The sequence below is a fragment of the Dickeya ananatis genome (assembly GCF_019464615.1).
In the GTDB taxonomy this organism is placed as follows: domain Bacteria; phylum Pseudomonadota; class Gammaproteobacteria; order Enterobacterales; family Enterobacteriaceae; genus Dickeya; species Dickeya oryzae.
Map to the genome: position 1 here is coordinate 113,401 of NZ_CP040816.1, position 12,419 is coordinate 125,819.

General features: G+C 52.8%; 10 protein-coding genes and 1 other annotated feature. Of the genes, 6 read left to right on the forward strand and 4 right to left on the reverse strand.

The window, feature by feature from the left end:
* Positions 1 to 18: 18 nt before the first annotated feature.
* Positions 19 to 1,683 carry an energy-dependent translational throttle protein EttA gene (gene ettA / locus FGI04_RS00480; RefSeq protein WP_168366512.1) on the reverse strand — a complete coding sequence of 555 codons (1,665 nt, stop codon included), beginning with the start codon at positions 1,681 to 1,683 and terminating at the stop codon, positions 19 to 21.
* A gap of 507 nt (positions 1,684 to 2,190) precedes the next feature.
* Here ettA and sltY point away from each other — a divergent pair.
* Positions 2,191 to 4,122, forward strand: coding sequence for a murein transglycosylase (sltY, locus tag FGI04_RS00485; protein ID WP_407274088.1), 1,932 nt, complete (start codon positions 2,191 to 2,193; stop codon positions 4,120 to 4,122).
* A gap of 182 nt (positions 4,123 to 4,304) precedes the next feature.
* Positions 4,305 to 4,637, forward strand: coding sequence for a trp operon repressor (gene trpR / locus FGI04_RS00490; protein WP_407274087.1), 333 nt, complete (start codon positions 4,305 to 4,307; stop codon positions 4,635 to 4,637).
* An 11-nt stretch (positions 4,638 to 4,648) separates the two neighbouring features.
* Here trpR and yjjX read toward each other — a convergent pair whose 3' ends face one another.
* Positions 4,649 to 5,188: an inosine/xanthosine triphosphatase gene (yjjX, locus tag FGI04_RS00495; protein WP_342698560.1), complete on the reverse strand. Its 540-nt coding sequence runs from the start codon at positions 5,186 to 5,188 to the stop codon at positions 4,649 to 4,651.
* Between the two features lie 51 nt (positions 5,189 to 5,239).
* On the opposite strand from yjjX, the gene gpmB reads away from it, so the two are divergent.
* Positions 5,240 to 5,890 (forward strand): 2,3-diphosphoglycerate-dependent phosphoglycerate mutase GpmB, encoded by a 651-nt coding sequence (gpmB, locus tag FGI04_RS00500; protein ID WP_342698561.1) that lies wholly within the window; start codon positions 5,240 to 5,242, stop codon positions 5,888 to 5,890.
* Here gpmB and robA read toward each other — a convergent pair.
* The gene (robA, locus tag FGI04_RS00505; protein WP_407340017.1) at positions 5,887 to 6,753 is read right to left on the reverse strand and encodes an MDR efflux pump AcrAB transcriptional activator RobA; all 867 of its coding nucleotides are present in this window, start codon (positions 6,751 to 6,753) and stop codon (positions 5,887 to 5,889) included. The two genes, gpmB and robA, sit on opposite strands and share 4 nt — an antisense overlap.
* A 221-nt stretch (positions 6,754 to 6,974) precedes the next feature.
* On the opposite strand from robA, the gene creA reads away from it, so the two are divergent.
* The gene (gene creA / locus FGI04_RS00510; protein ID WP_342698668.1) at positions 6,975 to 7,451 is read left to right on the forward strand and encodes a protein CreA; all 477 of its coding nucleotides are present in this window, start codon (positions 6,975 to 6,977) and stop codon (positions 7,449 to 7,451) included.
* Positions 7,452 to 7,550: 99 nt separating this feature from the next.
* Here the strand turns inward: creA and arcA are convergent, their stop codons facing one another.
* The gene (gene arcA / locus FGI04_RS00515; RefSeq protein ID WP_012768295.1) at positions 7,551 to 8,267 is read right to left on the reverse strand and encodes a two-component system response regulator ArcA; all 717 of its coding nucleotides are present in this window, start codon (positions 8,265 to 8,267) and stop codon (positions 7,551 to 7,553) included.
* Between the two features lie 561 nt (positions 8,268 to 8,828).
* Here arcA and FGI04_RS00520 point away from each other — a divergent pair.
* Together FGI04_RS00520 and thrA are read left to right on the forward strand one after the other, a co-directional pair.
* Entirely contained in the window at positions 8,829 to 9,530 is a 702-nt protein-coding gene (locus FGI04_RS00520) for a tRNA/rRNA methyltransferase (RefSeq protein WP_407321854.1), read from the forward strand.
* A gap of 205 nt (positions 9,531 to 9,735) precedes the next feature.
* Positions 9,736 to 9,852, forward strand: a sequence feature (Thr leader region).
* A gap of 110 nt (positions 9,853 to 9,962) precedes the next feature.
* A complete protein-coding gene (gene thrA / locus FGI04_RS00525) occupies positions 9,963 to 12,419 on the forward strand; it encodes a bifunctional aspartate kinase/homoserine dehydrogenase I (protein ID WP_407274085.1) in 2,457 nt (818 codons plus the stop codon).

A 12,419-nucleotide genomic window follows, 5' to 3' on the forward strand; every position in this document is an offset into this window, starting at 1 on the left:
AATAGAAAGGGCGTAATGTTACGCCATTTTCTTATACTTGATGCGATGTGGTTCCAGCGCTTCTGCACCCAGCGTGCGTTTTTTGTATTCTTCGTATTCCGTGAAGTTACCTTCAAAGAATTCCACCTTACCTTCATCCTGATAGTCGATGATGTGGGTGGCGATACGGTCCAGGAACCAGCGGTCATGGGAGATGACCATGGCGCAACCTGGGAACTCCAGCAGGGCGTTTTCCAGCGCTCGCAGCGTTTCGATATCCAGGTCGTTGGTTGGTTCGTCAAGTAGCAGCATATTGCCGCCAACCTGCAGCAGTTTGGCCAGATGTACACGGCCGCGTTCACCACCGGAGAGCTCTCCGATCCGTTTACCCTGATCGACGCCTTTAAAGTTGAAGCGACCGACGTAGGCACGGCTTGGGATTTCGAAATTACCGATGCGCATAATATCCTGACCACCGGAGACTTCTTCCCATACGGTCTTACTGCCGTCCATTTTGTCACGGAACTGATCGACTGATGCCAGTTGAACGGTTTCACCCAGTGAGATCGTGCCGGAGTCCGGTTGTTCCTGAGCGGACAACATGCGGAACAGCGTTGATTTACCGGCACCGTTAGGGCCGATAATCCCAACGATGGCGCCTTTAGGAATGGAGAACGACAAGTTGTCGATCAACACCCGGTCGCCATAGGACTTGGTAAGGTTCTGAACATCCAGCACCTTGTCGCCAAGACGAGGGCCAGGCGGAATAAACAGTTCGCTGGTTTCATTACGCTTCTGGTATTCCACGCTGTTAAGTTCATCGAAGCGGGCCAGACGCGCTTTGCCTTTGGCCTGACGACCTTTCGGATTTTGACGTACCCACTCCAGTTCTTTCTCAATGGATTTGCGCCGTGCAGCTTCGGTTGCCGCTTCTTGTGCCAGACGCTGATCTTTTTGTTCCAGCCAGGAAGAATAGTTGCCTTCCCATGGGATCCCTTCACCACGGTCCAGTTCCAGAATCCAGCCCGCGACGTTATCAAGGAAGTAACGGTCGTGGGTGATGGCGACGACGGTGCCTTCATAGTCATGCAGGAAGCGTTCCAGCCAGGCCACGGACTCGGCGTCCAGATGGTTAGTCGGTTCGTCGAGCAGTAGCATGTCGGGTTTTTCCAACAGCAAGCGACAGATAGCGACACGACGGCGTTCACCACCGGACAAATTGGCGATTTTTGCATCCCACGGCGGCAGACGCAGCGCATCAGCGGCTCGCTCTAGCTGATTATCAAGATTATGACCATCGTGCGCCTGAATAATCGCTTCCAGTTCACCTTGTTCTTTCGCCAGTTTATCGAAGTCAGCTTCCGGGTCGGCATAGGCGGCGTAAACCTCGTCCAGGCGGGTCAGCGCGTGTTTCACTTCGCTGACCGCCTCTTCAATGGCTTCACGAACGGTATGTTCCAGATTCAGTTGGGGTTCCTGAGGCAAATAACCGATCTTAATTCCCGGTTGCGGGCGTGCTTCGCCTTCGATGTCTTTATCAATCCCTGCCATGATGCGCAGCAGAGTGGATTTACCCGCACCGTTTAGACCCAGAACGCCGATTTTGGCGCCGGGGAAGAAACTAAGGGAGATATTTTTCAGGATATGTCGCTTCGGCGGAACAACCTTACCGACGCGGTGCATAGTGTAAACGTATTGAGCCACGTTGCTCTGAGCCTCTTTCTGTCCAGTTTAGCGTTATGCCATTAAAAGCATGGCGCCTGTAGGGGCATGATACCGGAAGCGCACAAGTGCTCCACCGGCAAAAGGAATTTACTGTTGACGGAGTTTAGCTGTTTTCGCCTCATGATCCCAGCCATCCTGTCATCGTGTTGCCGACTCTGCGAGGCGGCTTCCATCCGTGATGGTGTAATCGACACAGATATCCGCTAAAACTGCGAGCGCTATTGATACAACGGGGAAAACACCGTGAATTTCGTTCTGTTTTAGCGCGCTTTCGGCGTATCGTTGCCGGGCTGGATATGCCACACTGATTTAGTTTGAAAAAGTCAGACGTTGCCGGTGTCAATGTGGTCGTTGTGGGTCTGGAACGGCATGGCTGAGCGCTTGAATTGATAACGCATTGATAACACATTGATAGTATGTTGATAGGGTATTGAAGGCGGCATCTGGCGCAATGGCAGAATCGATAACGAGTGAGGTCAGGGCAGTATGTTCAAAATAGGGTATTGGCGAGCTGTGGCCGCCGTGCTGTGTCTCGTTGGGGTTTCGTACCAGGTGCTGGCTGATTCGCTCGATGAGCAGCGGCAGCGCTATCAGCAAGTAAAGTCCGCCTGGGATAATAATCAGATGGACGTTGTTTCCCAATTGATGCCGACGTTGCGTGATTATCCGCTTTATCCCTATCTGGAATATCGCGCTCTGACTCAGGATCTTTCGACGGTGAGCACCGTGCAGGTCAGGCAGTTTATGACGTCACACCCGACACTGCCCGCGGTACGGACGTTGAATAACAGTTTTATCAATGAGCTTGCCCGTCGTCAGGACTGGAGCGGCTTGTTGGCGTTCAGCCCTCAACCGCCTAAACCTGTTGCTTCGCTCTGCAACTATTTGTATGCCAAGGTGATGACAGGTCAGGCGCAAGGTGTCTGGGAGCAGACACAAGAGATCTGGCTGACCGGCCGTTCTCTGCCGCCGACTTGTGACAAGCTGTTTTCCGCCTGGCAGCAACAAGGCGGTTTGACTTCAATGATGGTGCTTGAGCGGATGCGGCTGGCCATGGATGCGGGCAGTGTGGGGTTGGTCAACCATCTTGCCCGGCAACTACCGGCAGATTACAAAACCATCACCGATGCGTTGCTGAGGTTACAAAGCAACACGAAATCGATTGAACGATTCGCCCGCTCTGTCGGCCCAACGGATTTTACCCGTAGGGCGGTGTTGTCGACATTTAGCCGTATTGCCCGTCAGGATCCCGATGAAGCGCTGGCCCTATTACCGCAGTTAGTACGGCTGCAAAAAATTCGCCCTCAGGAACGCCAGAGCATGGAAGATGACATTGCCTGGCGCCTGATGAGCAGCGATGCTACCGACGAACAGGCGCGCTGGCGCGATGCGGTAATTTTGCGTAGTGCCTCGGCTCCCTTGCTGGAGCGACGTGTCCGTATGGCGTTGGGGCAAGGTGATCGTGTCGGTCTGGCACAGTGGATGGCGCGTTTGCCAGCCGATGTGCAGCAAAAAGACGAGTGGCGTTACTGGCGAGCAGTACTGTTGCTTGAACAAGGACAAAAGCAAGAGGGCGAGAATCAACTGCGCGAGCTGATGAAGACCCGCGGTTTTTACCCGATGGCTGCTGCACAGAAACTGAATGTTAACTATCCGCTGACGATCATGATTGCCGCCAAACCGGAGCGCTCGATTGGGCAGTTACCGGAGGTGGCAAGAGTACGTGAGCTGATGTTCTGGGGACTGGAAAGTCTGGCCCGTTCAGAGTGGGCCGGTCTGGTCGCCAGCCGGGAGAGACCTCAACAGGAGGCGCTGGCACGCTTTGCATTAGAACAACGTTGGTATGATTTGAGTGTGCAGGCCACGATAGTGGCGAAACTTTGGGATAATCTGGAAGAGCGTTTCCCTCTGGCATGGAGTGACGATTTCCGTCAGGCGATACAAGGTAAAGGAATTAGCCAGAGTTATGCCATGGCGATTGCTCGTCAGGAAAGCGCCTGGAATCCACAGGCTCGTTCTGCTGTAGGTGCGGCGGGTCTGATGCAACTGATGCCAGCTACCGCGCAGCACACTGCCGAGATGTTTAACATCGCCAGTTATAGCAATAGCAGTCAGTTGCTCGATCCGCAGATGAATATTCAGCTTGGTACCAGTTACCTGGACTATGTCTATCAGTCGTTTGGTCAGAACCGTATTCTGGCATCGGCGGCTTATAATGCGGGGCCGTCGCGGGTCAATAACTGGTTGAAAGACACAAATGGCCGGATTGATGCGATCGCGTTCGTGGAAAGCATTCCGTTTTCAGAAACCCGTGGGTACGTTAAAAACGTGCTGGCGTATGACGTTTTTTATCGCAGTTTGATGCAACAACGCCAGACGGCTTTGTTGATGGATAATGAGTGGCAGCGACGTTACTGATAAATAAACTCACGATGCACCATCACCAAACTGCATGCGAATTTAGCGCCTAACCGTCATCAAAGCGTGATTATCTCAATGCCCGCCTCATTGGGGCGGGTGTTTATCCTTTTTCCTGAACTTTTTTTTGAAGGGAATAGTATGTTATGCTGCTGTACTAGTTAAATAGTATGGTGGCCGTTATGACATTACCTTCACTTCACGATCCGAGTTTTTCCGAGCCAGATGATGAGAACTGGCACGCTTTTGTCAGCCTGTTTCAGCAGGCAATGACAGAAGGATTGGAACAGCCGCTACTGCAATTGTTGTTAACACCGGATGAGAGGGCCTCTCTCGGAACCCGTGTGCGCATTATTCAGGAACTGATGCGGGGCGAAATGAGTCAGCGTGAATTGAAAAATGAGCTGGGTGCCGGTATTGCTACCATCACCCGGGGCTCTAATAGTCTCAAGTCTGCTCCAGTCAGGCTGAAAATCTGGCTGGAGGAGCAGTTGTTACCAGAGCGGAAGGCGTAACACTTGGGGCTTCAGGCAGATGCCGCATGAATGGATTGCTGATAAACCGGATTATGAAACGGCACCAGTGCCAGTAGCAGCGCCTGATAATACACGCTAGTTCTGGAGAGCTTGCCATCGGTAAATACACCGATCGCACCACCCTGACGTTTGATGTCCTGAATGCCGGTAATGCGGGCCATTTCGTCCCCCAGCTCACGGCCCTGATCGATTCCCTGCAAAATGCTTTGCGGTAATACCAGACTGGCCGAGCGGGATTCACCCCGAATGGTGGCGTTTTCGATGACCATCCAGGCGAAAGTCATGCTTTCTTCGATTCCTGCCTCTACTCCCACCCAGAAATCTGCTTCCGGGCGAACCTGACGAGCCCTCATCACGCGGTTCCTTGCGCCTGTTCGGGTTTCAACGGAGCCAAGTGGTTGACTGGGTACGCCACTGTCTACATCAACCCCTTCAATACGGCAATTATCTGCACCAAATACGTCGGCGAATGCTAAAGTGATGGCACTAATCTTGGCCGGGTTGGTCGTAGATGCGACAACATGGTACATAATGCTTCCCTACCTTGTAGTTAGTTTGACGCAGTATAACGGAAAAAAATCATGTTACAGGTATATCTTGTTCGCCACGGTGAAACAGAGTGGAATGTGGCGCGACGTATCCAGGGGCAGTCGGACAGTCCGTTAACCCCAGGTGGTGAACATCAAGCTCGTTTGGTCGCCGACAGGGTAAAAAAATTGGGGATCACCCATATTCTCACCAGTGATCTGGGGCGGACTCGACATACCGCCGATATTATCTCGCAGGTCTGCGGTGGCTGTCAGGTCATCATGGAACCAGATCTGAGAGAACTGAACATGGGGGTGTTGGAAGAAAGGCTGATTGATTCGCTAAGCCACGAAGAAGAAAGCTGGCGTAAGCAATTGGTGGATGGCACCCGTGATGGCCGTATTCCCGGCGGAGAGTCCATGTCGGAGTTGGCTGTGCGTATGCATCGTGTGCTGGAAAAGTGCCAGGCGTTAGAGCCGGGGAGTCGCCCGCTGCTGGTCAGCCACGGTATTGCGCTGGGGTGTTTGCTGAGTACGTTACTGGGCTTGCCCGCCTGGGCAGAACGTCGTCTGCGCCTTCGCAACTGCTCGCTATCTCGTGTGGATTACCAGCAAAGTCCCTGGCTTGCTCCGGGCTGGATAGTGGAAACGGCCGGAGATGTTTCTCATCTTGATGCTCCGGCGTTGGATGAATTGCAGCGTTAACGCTGGATGGGAATCAGATATTCACAGTGTATGATTTTCGGGGGTTCAGCGTCATGGCCCCCTTTGGGATGAAAACGTTCGGCATCGAACCCTTTGCGCCGGGTCAGTTTATAGGTTGGCAGGCAGGTGTCGTACAGCGTGATGATGAAATCCTGCAAATCGTCTGCCGGGCCTTCGTAGATAAACAACGCGTAATCGCCAGCCGGTAGTGTGACGGGTTCGCCAGGGTGCACGCCTTCCGGTACATGATGAGGCTCCAGCGCGGTGGTATACAGCACTTCGTGTTCATCATCTTTCTCTTTACTTGGGCGAGAATGATGCAACCCGTATAACACCGGCGGTACCTGCTTTACTTCACCCAGATACTGACGCCAGAAGTGGATGCGTATTTCGGTGCGAAAACAGCTGATTTGTTCCAGATTACAGTTGTAGCTCTGAGTCAGGCCTACCAGCTGCGTTTCCGGCATGGAGATAAATTGCGGTTGCGGCATGGTGAACGCACCCAGCCGAATCGGTGGATGGATACCAAAGGTGTTCCAGTCATCCGCCCGGCGATAGGAGGCTGGTGTCTGCGCAAACTGCTTTTTGAAGGCGCGGGTGAAGGTCTGTTGCGAATCGAAACGGTATTGTAAGGCGATATCCAGAATAGGGCGACTGGTCAGACAGAGTGCGACAGCCGCTTTGGTGAGCCGACGGGCGCGAATATAGGAGCCGATAGCATGACCTGTTACGTCCTTGAACATCCTCTGCAAATGCCACTTGGAATAGCCGGCCTTGGCTGCAACATTATCCAGCGATAAAGGCTGGTCCAGATGACCCTCCAGCCAGTTGAGCAGGTCACGTATGATACTGGCTTGATCCATAGATCGTCCTCATAGAACACACCGAGAGCTAAGCGTATAAGCTTGGCATAATAGCAACTTTTTCCCTGGCGCACTTACCAAGATTTTTGTGCCTTATGAATAAAGAATTTGATTAACATAGGTCACCAGAGAAATCTATCTGACAAACGGTCTGTAGACCACAGAAACTACGCTATGGTGGCAACGAGCGAAAGAACGGCAATTGTGAGAGAGTGGCAATGATGATGAAAAGACAAGTTGTATTGACGGTTGCGGCCCTGCTTTTCGGTATCACTTCAGCCAGGGCAGAAGAGATAGGTTCAGTGGATACCGCGTTTAAATTGTTAGGTCCAGACCATAAAATCGTGGTGGAAGCGTTTGATGATCCTGATGTGGCAAATGTCACTTGCTATTTGAGCAGAGCGAAAACCGGTGGCATCAAAGGCGGGCTTGGTCTGGCGGAAGATACATCGGATGCCGCCATCTCTTGTCAGCAGGTAGGGCCCATCACCCTGAGTGACAAGATAACCAGCAGTAAAGGCAAGGGGAATGTGGTGTTTCAGCAGCGTACTTCACTGATCTTCAAGAAATTGCAGGTAGTGCGTTTTTACGATGCGAAACGTAATGCGCTGGTGTATCTGACCTATTCTGATCGTCTGGTGGATGGTTCGCCGAAGAATGCGCTCAGCGCAGTGCCGATTCTGCCTTGGGTGAAGTAACGACCACTGTGGCGAGAATGACTGCTCGTGAATAAAAAAGCCGGGAATAATCCCGGCTTTTTAGTGGTATCCGATTAGTGGTACCTGATGTGCTGGCGATTAGTCTTCCAGATCGCCGCAGAAGCGATAACCTTCACCGTGAATCGTCGCGATGATTTCCGGCGTATCGGCAGTAGATTCGAAATGTTTGCGGATACGGCGGATAGTCACATCGACCGTGCGGTCATGCGGCTTCAGTTCGCGACCGGTCATTTTCTTCAACAACTCGGCACGTGACTGGATTTTTCCCGGATTCTCGCAGAAATGCAGCATGGCGCGGAATTCGCTACGCGGCAGTTTGTACTGTTCACCGTTCGGGCTGACCAGTGAGCGGCTGTTGATATCCAGCTCCCAGCCGTTGAAACGGTAACTTTCAACCAGTCGACGTTCTTCCGTGCCGCCGCCCAAATTCATGGTGCGGGACAGCAGGTTACGCGCGCGAATAGTCAGTTCACGGGGGTTAAACGGTTTGGTGATATAGTCATCCGCACCGATTTCCAGGCCCAGAATTTTGTCGACTTCGTTGTCGCGACCAGTCAGGAACATCAGCGCTACGCTTGCCTGTTCACGCAGCTCACGTGCCAGTAATAAGCCATTTTTGCCCGGCAGATTAATATCCATAATGACCAGATTGATATCATGCTCGGACAGTATGTTATGCATCTCGGCGCCGTCTGTGGCCTCGTGAACAACGTATCCCTCAGCCTCAAAAATACTTTTGAGGGTGTTGCGAGTTACCAACTCGTCTTCGACAATAAGAATGTGGGGGGTCTGCATGTTTGCTACCTAAAATTGCCAACTAATATAGAGATTCGAAAGTACAGAAGTCCTGGTTCTCTCGGGCGCTTTGGGAAATCGTGTTCACCGTTTTTTCGCCGACCGACTCAAGTACGCAAATACGTGTTGATGCACTTGTTTCCACCTGACGCACGGCCTGATAACAGGTAGCGATGAGGTTTTTCAACAGGGCCTATTGTGGCGCATAGTTTAACCTTATTAACAGCAACATAACAGTGAGCACTGATTTCACCGACTGGCAAATCTACGGTTCCATTGACATATATCAAATTCCATTGTAGCACGTTAGCGCTTTGTGGAAAACGCGCTACGAATGCTGCTATCTATCACAATTTAACATTTTTATACTGACCACGGCATAATAAATGCTAATGGCTGAAGCGTTTCCATTTTCATGGAGTCATCCCACTCAGGCCGGGGTGTCGAGTTTGACGTTTCTGTCCGCCTGTCTGATATACCCAACCTCTGGTAGAGGACCGGTCAAATCGTCGTTACATCTGAATCATCAGCGCACCTGCCAGGTGTCGTTTGGGAGGTTATGTGCAGTTTTATATCATTTTAGTGGCACCAGCCCGGCCCGAGAACGTGGGGGCGGCGGCGCGAGCCATGAAAACGATGGGGTTTGGTCGTTTGCGGATTGTGGATAGTCGCGCTCATCTTGAGCCCGCGGCGCGCTGGGTGGCGCATGGATCTGGCGATATTCTGGATGGTGTCGATATTTTTCCGACGCTTGCCGATGCGCTGGCGGATATTGATTTTACGGTGGCAACAACCGCCCGCAGTCGTGCGCGTTTTCATTACTACTGTGAACCGGCACAACTGCTGGGGGTGTTGCAGGAAAAGCAGCAATGGGTGGGCTCTGCCGCGCTGGTATTTGGCCGGGAAGACGCCGGGCTGACGAATGAAGAGCTGGCGCTGGCAGACATCCTGACCGGTGTGCCGATGGCGGCGGATTATCCATCACTGAATTTGGGGCAAGCGGTAATGGTGTATTGCTATCAGTTAGCGTCGTTGATGCAGGTGTCGGTAGCAGAGCCGATACCCGCAGAATCTGGGCAACTGGTTGCGCTGCGTGAGCGATTTTCGCGCTTGCTGGTTCGGGTTGGCGCGCAGCAGGATGAAAAGTTGCGTGACTGGCTCCAGCAGCGTCTTGGGTTATTGGAACAGCGGGATAATGCCATGCTGCACAGACTGTTGCATGATGTAGAAAAAGCTTTGTCGGCAGAAGATAAGGGGAAATGAAGATAATGCGGCAAAACATATCGGCAAGCCGTTTTTACTGAATAATTGTCTGGTTTTTTTGTTTTTCTGCAGAGGCTTTCCCCATTGCGGTCGTCGTGGAGCAAACAGCGAAATGAAGAAATCCGTTGACTTAGCAAGGCGATTGCCCTAACTAATAGGGCAGATAACTTTTTTGAATCACGAGAACGTTACGCGATGCATTACACCAGCCAGGTTACCACCACCATTATTATTACCACCGGTACTACCAGTAACGGTGCGGGCTGACGCGTACAGATGAATCCAGAAAAAGCCCGCACTTCAGAGTGCGGGCTTTTTTTTTACAGTTATTGCGGGCTTGTTTCTGCCCGTCAAGGATACAAGGCTGTTGCAAGCGGTTTTCAAAGGCGCTTTGGCGTTTTTGGCCAGAAAAAATTCAGGAGAATAGACAAGATGCGAGTGTTGAAATTTGGCGGGACCTCGGTAGCCAACGCGGAGCGGTTTGCGCGTGTTGCCGATATCATCGAAAGTAATGCACGACAAGGACAGGTCGCGACGGTGCTGTCAGCACCGGCGAAAATCACCAACCATTTGGTCGCCATGATTGAAAAAACCGTGGCGAAACAGGACATCCAGCCAAATATCATCGAAGCAGAAGTCATTTTTGCCGATTTATTGCAGGGACTGGCCCAATCCCAGCCTGGTTTTGCTTATGACCGACTGAAAGCGCGGGTAGATGAAGAGTTCGCCCAGCTCAAGCAAGTATTACACGGCATTGCGTTGCTGGGGCAGTGCCCGGATAGCGTCAACGCAGGCATTATCTGCCGGGGCGAAAAACTCTCCATCGCGATTATGGAAGCGGTATTTCAGGCGCGTGGCTATCAGGTGTCGGTCATTGATCCGGTTCGCAGTCTGTTGGCGCAGGGTCACTATCTGGAGTCCACGGTTGATATCGCTGAATCGACCCGCCGTATTAATGACCTGGTGATCCCGGCGAACCATGTGATCCTGATGGCAGGCTTTACCGCCGGTAATGATAAAGGCGAACTGGTGGTGCTGGGCCGCAATGGTTCTGATTACTCAGCGGCGGTGCTGGCAGCATGTCTGCGTGCCGATTGCTGTGAGATCTGGACGGATGTTGACGGCGTGTACACCTGTGACCCGCGTCAGGTGCCTGACGCGCGATTGTTGAAGTCGATGTCCTATCAGGAAGCGATGGAATTATCGTACTTCGGCGCCAAAGTTCTCCACCCCCGCACTATCGCTCCTATCGCCCAGTTCCAAATCCCCTGCCTTATCAAGAATACCGAAAACCCCCAGGCCCCGGGCACACTCATCGGGCTGGAAAGCGACGATATCCGCTATCCGGTTAAGGGCATCACCAACCTCAATAACATGGCGATGATCAACGTTTCCGGCCCCGGCATGAAAGGGATGGTCGGGATGGCTGCACGTGTGTTTGCCGTGATGTCGCGTGCCGGTATTTCGGTGGTACTGATTACCCAGTCCTCTTCTGAATACAGCATCAGCTTCTGTGTATCCCAAAATGAGCTGTCGCGTGCGCGCAAGACGCTGGAAGACGAATTCTATCTGGAACTGAAAGAGGGTGTGCTGGAGCCGCTGGATGTCGTGCAGCGACTGGCGATTATTTCCGTGGTGGGTGACGGCATGCGTACGCTGCGCGGCTTGTCGGCGCGTCTGTTTACCGCGCTGGCCAGCGCCAATATCAACATCGTGGCAATCGCGCAGGGGTCGTCCGAACGCTCAATCTCGGTTGTCGTGAACAACGATGTGGCGACCACGGGCGTGCGGGTGGCGCACCAGATGCTGTTTAACACCAATCAGACGCTGGACGTCTTCGTGATTGGCGTGGGCGGTGTAGGCGGCGCGCTGCTGGAGCAAATTCAGCGCCAGCAATCATGGCTCAAGCAAAAACATATCGATGTGCGGGTATGCGGCATCGCCAATTCCAAAGCAATGCTCACCAACGTGCACGGTATTCCGATGGACCGCTGGCGTGACGAACTGGCACGTGCGCGCGAGCCGTTCAGCCCGGCCGCGCTCAGCCGTCTGGTGAAAGAGTATCACCTGCTCAACCCGGTGATCATCGATTGTACTTCCAGTCAGGTCGTGGCCGATCAATATGCCGATTTTCTGGCAGACGGTTTCCATGTCGTTACGCCGAATAAGAAAGCCAACACCGGTTCACTGCGTTACTACCACCAGTTGCGGCAGGTCGCGGCGAAATCACGTCGCAAGTTCCTGTATGACACCAACGTTGGCGCAGGTCTGCCGGTTATCGAAAACCTGCAAAATCTGCTGAATGCCGGTGATGAGCTCATCCGCTTCAACGGTATTTTGTCAGGTTCTTTGTCCTTTATTTTCGGCAAGCTGGATGAAGGCATGCCGTTGTCCGCCGCGACGCTGCTGGCGAAAGAAAAAGGCTTTACCGAGCCGGACCCGCGTGACGATTTGTCTGGTATGGATGTGGCGCGTAAGCTGTTGATCCTGGCGCGTGAGGCGGGGTATGAGCTGGAGCTGGAAGATATCCAGGTTGATTCTGTGCTGCCAGCGGAATATACACAGGGCGATGTAGCCAGTTTTCTGGAACGTTTACCGCAGTTGGATGCCGAATTTGCCCACCGGGTTGAAGCCGCGCGTGCAGAAGGTAAAGTGTTACGCTACGTCGGTAAGATTGAAGACGGCAAATGTCAGGTGACGATCAGTGCCGTAGGCGGTAACGATCCGTTGTTCAAAGTGAAGGACGGTGAGAATGCGCTGGCGTTTTACAGCCGCTACTATCAGCCGCTGCCGCTGGTGTTGCGAGGATACGGGGCAGGTAATGATGTGACGGCGGCCGGGGTATTTGCAGACCTGCTGCGTACGCTGTCGTGGAAGGTGGGAGTGTGA

Coding starts and splice junctions, on each gene's coding strand:
- sltY (WP_407274088.1), top strand. CDS start 2,191: ATGTTCAAAATAGGGTATTGGCGAGCTGTGGCCGCCGTGCTGTGTCTC.
- trpR (WP_407274087.1), top strand. CDS start 4,305: ATGACATTACCTTCACTTCACGATCCGAGTTTTTCCGAGCCAGATGAT.
- yjjX (WP_342698560.1), bottom strand. CDS start 5,188: ATGTACCATGTTGTCGCATCTACGACCAACCCGGCCAAGATTAGTGCC.
- gpmB (WP_342698561.1), top strand. CDS start 5,240: ATGTTACAGGTATATCTTGTTCGCCACGGTGAAACAGAGTGGAATGTG.
- robA (WP_407340017.1), bottom strand. CDS start 6,753: ATGGATCAAGCCAGTATCATACGTGACCTGCTCAACTGGCTGGAGGGT.
- creA (WP_342698668.1), top strand. CDS start 6,975: ATGATGAAAAGACAAGTTGTATTGACGGTTGCGGCCCTGCTTTTCGGT.
- arcA (WP_012768295.1), bottom strand. CDS start 8,267: ATGCAGACCCCCCACATTCTTATTGTCGAAGACGAGTTGGTAACTCGC.
- thrA (WP_407274085.1), top strand. CDS start 9,963: ATGCGAGTGTTGAAATTTGGCGGGACCTCGGTAGCCAACGCGGAGCGG.